Source organism: Thauera phenylacetica B4P, from assembly GCF_000310225.1.
In the GTDB taxonomy this organism is placed as follows: Bacteria; Pseudomonadota; Gammaproteobacteria; order Burkholderiales; family Rhodocyclaceae; genus Thauera; species Thauera phenylacetica.
In genome coordinates this window covers 37,949-44,547 of sequence record NZ_AMXF01000009.1, presented here as the reverse complement: position 1 = coordinate 44,547, position 6,599 = coordinate 37,949, and the positions used below count along the sequence as shown (strand labels likewise).

General features: G+C 66.9%; 9 protein-coding genes. 1 reads left to right on the top strand and 8 read right to left on the bottom strand.

The genetic code is table 11. From position 1 onward, the window contains the following. Positions 1 to 452: 452 nt before the first annotated feature. The 4 genes from rfbC to C667_RS03120 all read right to left on the bottom strand — a co-directional run bounded on the left by rfbC (position 453) and on the right by C667_RS03120 (position 4,569). Positions 453 to 989 (bottom strand): dTDP-4-dehydrorhamnose 3,5-epimerase, encoded by a 537-nt coding sequence (rfbC, locus tag C667_RS03135; protein ID WP_004356853.1) that lies wholly within the window; start codon positions 987 to 989, stop codon positions 453 to 455. Next, the gene (gene rfbA / locus C667_RS03130) at positions 986 to 1,864 is read right to left on the bottom strand and encodes a glucose-1-phosphate thymidylyltransferase RfbA (RefSeq protein WP_004356851.1); all 879 of its coding nucleotides are present in this window, start codon (positions 1,862 to 1,864) and stop codon (positions 986 to 988) included. Before rfbA ends, rfbC begins: the two co-directional genes overlap by 4 nt. 304 nt (positions 1,865 to 2,168) lie before the next feature. Then, the gene (locus tag C667_RS03125) at positions 2,169 to 3,593 is read right to left on the bottom strand and encodes a phosphomannomutase (protein ID WP_004356849.1); all 1,425 of its coding nucleotides are present in this window, start codon (positions 3,591 to 3,593) and stop codon (positions 2,169 to 2,171) included. 412 nt (positions 3,594 to 4,005) lie between these two features. Further along, positions 4,006 to 4,569, bottom strand: a complete 564-nt coding sequence (locus tag C667_RS03120; protein ID WP_004356847.1) for a Uma2 family endonuclease — start codon at positions 4,567 to 4,569, stop codon at positions 4,006 to 4,008. Positions 4,570 to 4,752: 183 nt separating this feature from the next. Between C667_RS03120 and C667_RS03115 the strand changes: the two genes are divergently transcribed. After that, entirely contained in the window at positions 4,753 to 5,322 is a 570-nt protein-coding gene (locus tag C667_RS03115; RefSeq protein WP_004356845.1) for a Uma2 family endonuclease, read from the top strand. A gap of 125 nt (positions 5,323 to 5,447) precedes the next feature. Here the strand turns inward: C667_RS03115 and C667_RS03110 are convergent, their stop codons facing one another. From C667_RS03110 to C667_RS26800, 4 genes are all read right to left on the bottom strand, one after another. Further along, positions 5,448 to 5,738, bottom strand: a complete 291-nt coding sequence (locus C667_RS03110) for a CcdB family protein (protein WP_039920666.1) — start codon at positions 5,736 to 5,738, stop codon at positions 5,448 to 5,450. Continuing rightward, the gene (locus C667_RS03105) at positions 5,726 to 5,980 is read right to left on the bottom strand and encodes a type II toxin-antitoxin system CcdA family antitoxin (RefSeq protein ID WP_004356840.1); all 255 of its coding nucleotides are present in this window, start codon (positions 5,978 to 5,980) and stop codon (positions 5,726 to 5,728) included. The genes C667_RS03110 and C667_RS03105 overlap by 13 nt, the downstream gene beginning before the upstream one ends. A gap of 138 nt (positions 5,981 to 6,118) precedes the next feature. Beyond that, positions 6,119 to 6,373 carry a DUF2442 domain-containing protein gene (locus C667_RS03100; protein WP_004356838.1) on the bottom strand — a complete coding sequence of 85 codons (255 nt, stop codon included), beginning with the start codon at positions 6,371 to 6,373 and terminating at the stop codon, positions 6,119 to 6,121. Then, positions 6,354 to 6,512 carry a DUF4160 domain-containing protein gene (locus C667_RS26800; RefSeq protein WP_211207654.1) on the bottom strand — a complete coding sequence of 53 codons (159 nt, stop codon included), beginning with the start codon at positions 6,510 to 6,512 and terminating at the stop codon, positions 6,354 to 6,356. Before C667_RS26800 ends, C667_RS03100 begins: the two co-directional genes overlap by 20 nt. Between the last annotated feature and the right edge of the window lie 87 nt (positions 6,513 to 6,599).

Here is a 6,599-nt window from a genome sequence, read left to right as displayed (position 1 = left end):
AGCGCCGGCAGGCGCGAAGTCGGCCATTGACCAAGCGCAGCACCCAACCGACCCGCAGCCATCGCGGCTGCCGCCGCTCCTACACTCACCGCGAGCACACCCGTCTCCGTGCCCCTGTAGGAGCGCCGGCAGGCGCGAAGTCGGCCATTGAACAAGCGCAGCACCCAATGGACCCGCAACCATCGCGGCTGCCGCCGCTCCTACATTCACCGCGAGCGCACCCGTCTCCGTGCCCCTGTAGGAGCGCCGGCAGGCGCGAAGTCGGCCATTGACCAAGCGCAGCACCCAACCGACCCGCAGCCATCGCGGCTGCCGCCGCTCCTACATTCTCCGCGAGCGCACCCGTCTCCGTGCCCCTGCACGAGCGCCGGCAGGCGCGAAGTCGGCCATTGACCAAGCGCAGCACCCAATGGACCCGCAGCCATCGCGGCTGCCGCCGCTCCTACGGGGGGCTACGTCGGTTTCAGGTCGCGCAGGCGGGGGTTGTCGATGTCCTTTGCCGATAGCTGCGGCTCGGTGATCGGCCACGGGATCCCCACGTCCGGGTCGTTCCAGAGCAGGCCACCCTCGTCCGCCGGAAAGTAGAAATCGGTGCACTTGTACTGGAAATCCGCCACCTCGCTCAGCACGCAGAACCCATGCGCATACCCGGGCGGGATCCACATCTGGCGGTGGTTGTCGTCGTTGAGCTCCACTCCGACGAACTGCCCGTAAGTCGCCGAGGCCGGGTCGATGTCCACCGCGACGTCATACACCGCCCCGCGGCTCACGCTCACCAGCTTGCCCTGCGGGCGCGTCCTCTGGAAATGCAGCCCGCGCAGCACGCCGCGCTGCGAGCGCGAGTGGTTGTCCTGCACGAAGGGCAGGGTGATGCCCGCCTCGCGGTAGCGCTCGACCTGGAAGGTCTCGAGGAAGAATCCGCGGTGGTCGCCGAAGGCCTTCGGCTCGATGATCAGCACGCCGGGCAGCGCGGTCTCGACGACTTTCACCGGACCACCTCCTGGCGCAGCAGGCGTTGGAGGTACTGGCCGTAGCCGGTCTTGCTCAGCGCCTCGGCCTGGCGCGCCAGTTGCGCGGCTGACAGCCAGCCCTGGTGGTAGGCGATCTCCTCCAGGCAGGCCACCTTCAGCCCCTGGCGTGCCTCGATGGTCTGCACGAAGTGGCTCGCCTCCATCAGCGAGTCGTGCGTGCCGGTGTCCAGCCACGCGAAGCCGCGCCCGAGCAGGCTCACATGCAGGTCGCCGCGCTGCAGGTAGGCGTTGTTGACGTCGGTGATCTCGAGCTCGCCGCGCGCCGAGGGCTTCACCCGCTTTGCGATCTCCACCACCGAGTTGTCGTAGAAGTACAGCCCGGTGACCGCATAGTTGGACTTGGGCGCCTTGGGCTTCTCCTCGATCGAGACCGCCTTGCCGCCGGCGTCGAACTCCACCACCCCGAAGCGCTCGGGGTCGGAGACGTGGTAGCCGAAGATGGTCGCCCCATGCGCGCGGCTGGCCGCTTCGCGCAGCATGGCGCTGAAGCCGTAGCCGTAGAAGATGTTGTCGCCCAGGATCAGGCACACGTTGTCGTCGCCGATGAAGTCCTCCCCGATCAGGAAGGCCTGCGCCAGGCCGTCGGGCGAGGGCTGCTCGGCGTAGCTCAGCGCGATGCCGAAGTCCGCGCCGTCGCCCAGCAGCTTGCGGAAGTTGGGCAGGTCGTCCGGGGTCGAGATGACCAGGATCTCGCGGATGCCGGCGAGCATGAGCACTGACAGCGGGTAATAGATCATCGGCTTGTCGTAGATCGGCAGCAGCTGCTTGGAGACGCCGCGCGTGATCGGATGCAGCCGGGTGCCGGAGCCACCGGCGAGGATGATGCCTTTCATGGTGCGAAAGTCCGGGAGGAGGGGGAGGAGTTGGTTGGCCGAGGAGGTGGAAAGCTTGTGGCCTGCGGCGCGCGGAGTCGCGATAGCTTACGCCAAGCTGCGCCCGGCGCGATCAGGCTTGCCGGCATCGAGCCGCGTGCCGGTGTTCGAGGCTGCTTTCGCGCCTGCCGGCGCTCCTACAGGGGCACTCGGCGACGGGCGCGCTTGCGGCTTATGTAGGAGCGGCGGCAGCCGCGAACCGCAGCCTCCTGGCAATCGATGCGCGTGCCACCCGCACCGCCGCCGTTCGCGCCTGCCGGTGCTCCTACAAGGTGGCGGCGATGCGTGCGAGGCAGGCGTCGCACAGGGCGCGGGCGCGGGACTCGTCGTCGGCTTCGGCGTAGCAGCGCAGCTCGGGGGCGTTGCCGGAGGGGCGCAGGTGCACGATCGCGCCGGTGGCGAAGTGGACGCGCAGGCCGTCGGTCGTATCGATCGCCGTCACGGCGCCGGCGTCGGGCGCCATCAGCGCGGCGGCTTCGCCAGGAGCCTGCTGCAGGCGCGCGATCAGGGCGCGGCTGAACTCCGTCGGCACGTTCTGGATGCGGTCGCTGGCGGTGAAGCGGCGCGGCAGGGCATCGGCCAGTTGCGACACGCGGCAGCCATGGGCGCGCGCCATGGCCAGCAGGGCCAGCATCGGCAGCAGGGAGTCGCGCGTCGGCAGGGCCTTCAGCCTCGCCCCTCCGCGTTCCACATCGCTGCCGAGCAGGAAGCCGCCGTTCGCCTCGTAGCCCACCACACGCCCTGCGCCACGCTGCGCATCCATGCCGGCGATGACATAGGGCGAGCCGATCCGCGTCCTCACCACCTGGCGGAACGCGCCGCACTTTTCCACCGCGGTGTTGCTGCTCACCGGCGTGACCACCACGTCGGCCTGCAAATACTGCGCGCACAGGATGCCGACCACGTCGCCGCGCAGCCAGGTGCCGGTCTCGTCGCCGATCAGCGGGCGGTCGGCGTCGCCGTCGGTCGACACGATGGCGTCGAAGCGATGCGCCTGCGCCCACGCGTGCGCCTGCGCGATGTCCTCGGCGCGCACGGCCTCGGTGTCGATCGGAACGAAGGTGTCGGTGCGTCCGAGCGACAGGACCTCGGCGCCGAGGTGCTCGAACACCGTGCGCAGCACGTCGCGCGCCACGCTTGAGTGCTCGTACAGTGCCACGCGCGTGCCGGCGAGCGCGCCGATGCCGAAGAAGTCGGTGTAGCGCGCGACGTAGGCGTCCAGCGCGGCGGTGTCGACCGCGGAGAGGGGGGACGGCGACAGCGCATCGGGTACGGCCACCTCGGTGTCGAGGATGGCCTGCTCGTCCGCCTTGTCGATCTCGCCGTCGGCGCGGTAGAACTTGATGCCGTTGCGGTCGAAGGGGATATGGCTGCCGGTGACGACGATGCCCGCGGCGCCGTGCAGCGCGCAACAGTAGGCGAGCGCAGGCGTGGGCAGGGCGCCGACGAAAATCGCCTCGCGGCCGGCGTCGCGGATCGCCTGGGCGCAGGCCGCGGCGATGCGCGGGCTGCTCGGACGCAGGTCGTGGCCGACGACGATGCGCGGGCTGCCGGCGGCAGCGCTGCGCAGGAAGGCCTGGGCGTAGGCGTAGCAGACTGCGTCCGTCAGGTCGGAGACGAGGCCGCGTACGCCGCTGGTGCCGAAGCGCGCGTTATGGGCCTCGGCGAGGTGGTGGAGTGTTGTGCTCATTGGGATTAGGGAACAAAGAGATAAAAGAACGAATCTCGCGCCCGCCGCCCCGGGCCCGCGAGGTTTTTTTGTAGGAGCGCCGGCAGGCGCGAACGCAGCCTCCGAACAACCGCGTCGCCCAACGCAACCGCAGCCTTTCAACCCTCCGCCGCTCCAGCGCAAAACGAAAGCGCACCGTCTAATGAGGAGCGCCGGCAGGCGCGAACACGGCGGCGCAGCATTCGGCGCATTGGCACGATCCGACGGCTGCATTCGCGCCTGCCGGCGCTCCTACACAAGCCGCCGCGGACCCGTTGCCCCTGTAGGAGCGCCGGCAGGCGCGAATGCAGCCTCCGAATAACCGCATCAACGCAACCACAGCCTTCCCGCCTTCCGCCACTCCCACACGGAACGGAAGCGCACCCGTTACGTCTCAGGCGCCGACGTCCTCGAACACCTCGTCCAGCCCGATCTCCAGCTCCAGCGCCGCCAGCACCAGGCCGCGCGCGCTGTCGCCGGTGGCGAGCAGCCAGTCGTTGGAGGGCAGGCGGCGGAAGATCTCGACGCTGCGTCGCTCGGGATCGACCAGGGCGTACTCCTGCAGGCTGTCGAGCATGCGAACCGCGGCGAACTTCGCACCGCGGTCGTAGGCGGCGGTGCTGTCGCTCAACACCTCGATGATCACGCGCGGATGATGCAGCACGCGCTCGGCGGCGAGGTCTTCGGGGTGGCAGCTCACCATCACGTCGGGGTAGAACACTGCATCGGCCTGCATCACCTCGAGCTGCATGTCGGAGATGTAGGCCCGGCAGGGCGTGCCGCGCAGCTTCTGGCGCAGCGAGGTGGCGATGTTGAGTGCCACGACCACATGATCCTGCCGTGCCCCGGCCTGGGCGAACACCTCGCCGGCGACGTAGTCGTGCTTCATGGGCTGTTCGGCCTCCCAGGCGAAGAAATCCGCGCGCTCGAAGCGCTCGGCGGGTTGAGGCAGGGCCATGATGGGCGAGCTCCCGATCGGTGAGATGGCTGAAGTCTAGCAGGGTGAGGGCGGGCCGCTCGATGGGCGCCGCGGGCCGCGGCGCGGCCGTGAGCAAATGAAAGACCTGACTCTGGTTTTCTTTCCCCGGTTTTCTTTCTCAAATCGACCCGCTATGCTCGACCAAACGAAGGAGTTCCCACGATGGCCTTGCCCAAGCTCAAGCCCGAATTCGACGTCGACGCCTACATGGCGTGGGAAGAGGATCAGCCCGAACGCCACGAGTACCTCGGTGGCGAGGTCTTCGCCATGTCCGGCGGCACGGATGCGCATTACACGATCCTGCTCAACACCGCGACGAGCCTGAAGGTCGCACTTTCCGGCAAGCCCTGCCGTGCCTTCCTCTCCGGCATGAAGCTGCGCGTCGACCGCGCCGACGCCGTCTTCTACCCCGACGTCTTCGTCACCTGCGACCCGCGCGACCGCCAGCCCGAGGCCAGCCTGGCCAAGCAGCACCCGGCGCTGATCATCGAGGTCCTCTCCGACTCCACCGCCGCCTTCGACCGTGGTCGCAAGTTCGAGCACTACCAGCAGATCGACACCCTGCAGGAATATCTGCTGATCGAGCAGGACCGCAAGCACGCCGACCTTTTCCGCAAGAACAGCGAAGGACTGTGGGTGCTGCATCCGGCGGGGGAGGGGGATGTGGTGAGGCTGGAAAGCGTCGGGGCGGCGCTGGCGCTGGATGGACTGTACGAGGACGTCGAGCTCTAGGCGGCGTTCGCGCCTGCCGGCGCTCCTACATGGACCGGCGCGCCTCCGTCCAAGGTAGGACGAACCGGCACGCTTACGTCTAAGGGGAAATCGGGGTCATACCCCGATTTCGTGCGCATCCGCCACTAAACACCAGACATCAGAATATCGACCGCTCGATTGATGCTGTCACCCTGATCGGCCACGCTCCCGACGCAACGCACATTGGCTCGTCGCACCGCCGCGATGAGTCGGGTGGCAAGAATCAACCGCTTGCCGTCATAAAGAATTTCGGGGTTCAAGCCCTTGACGGCGGGATAGTCGGGCAGCAACGGAATCACAACCACCGCAGGGTCGGGCGGCAAAAGATCGCTTTCGACCACAACCATCGCCACGCCCTTGTATTCCGCCACGCTGTAGCGGTTCAGGTGTTCCACGAAGCGGCCCCTGGAGCACTCATGATGTCGGCCAGCGGGTGCCCATTGCGCTCGTGCCACGCAGCTTGTGCAGCAAAGTTGTCTGCATTTTCAGTCAGCCACTGCTTGCGACGGGCTTCGGCCACCGCCCTCTTGAGCGCCGCTTCGGCCACGGCCGATACGTTAATCTCCAGTGCCTTGGCGGAGTCAAGCACCTCGGCGTCCAGCGTCAGGGACGTCTTGCGTTTGATGGCAGATACCATGGCTAGGCTCCTACTCGAAATACCGCACCAATATACCGCAAGATCGCGAGTCTACGAGATGTGGCGGAGAAATCGAGGTCAGAGCGGGAAATAGGGGTCAGAACTCGATTTTTTCTGGCCCGGTAGAGATCGCTACAACTATTGCGGCGCCCGTGCGCCGCGCAGCAAGCCTTCCGTGCTCAAATCCTCATCGATCATCGGCCAGTGGATGCCGTACCCGCCTCCGGCCAATTCCCAGTGGCTGCGCTGGTCGGCCGTTGCGTTCGCAAGCCGTGGGTACCACGCCAGCGGTACCGCGATCGTGCGACCGTCCATGAGGTCGACCTCTAGCCGAGTTTCATCCACCCTCACGTTCATCACCCGAACGTCGGTGTCATGTGCCAAAGAATGCATCCCATGCTCCTTTCAACACGACTTGTTCACTGCGCACCAGGCGCTGCAGTTTGCCCAACTCCTGGGCCGTGAAACCTGAGCTTCTCGCAACCGACGCATCGTGCAGCCAGACCTTCGCAGTTGCAGACCCTTTGTCGATATGGACATGAGGAGGCTCTCCGGGTTCGTGGCTGTAGAACTACAGTCGATAACCCTCAACCCTCAAGATCGTCGGCACCCTGTCTCC